Genomic DNA, 281 nt, shown 5'->3' on the forward strand with positions numbered 1-281 from the left:
GACTGCTTCGCTGCCCGCCCGGACTTTCCCCAAGGCGAGGCTCCGCGCGTACTCGAACGGATGCGCCGCCGGCTGGGAGAGGACCCGCTGGGCACCGTCACCGAATTCCGCCGCCGCTGTGGCGGGCTGGCGCCCGACAGGCCACCCCACCTCGCCCCGCTGGCCCAAGACCTCGAACGCCTGATCGCCGAGGACCGGCGCGGTGCATGGCAGGGCCCGCTGCTGGTGATCCACGGCGCGCAGGACACGATCCTCCCGCCCGCGCTGCAGGCCGCCACTTT

1 protein-coding gene is annotated in these 281 nt (G+C 73.7%); it reads left to right on the forward strand.

The annotated features are described in order from the left end of the window. The coding region (locus ABFX56_RS16030; protein ID WP_346234355.1) for a hypothetical protein at positions 1-281 on the forward strand (281 nt) is incomplete at both ends.

It is taken from the genome of Parafrigoribacterium mesophilum (genome assembly GCF_039652555.1).
Taxonomy (GTDB): domain Bacteria; phylum Actinomycetota; class Actinomycetes; order Actinomycetales; family Microbacteriaceae; genus Parafrigoribacterium; species Parafrigoribacterium mesophilum.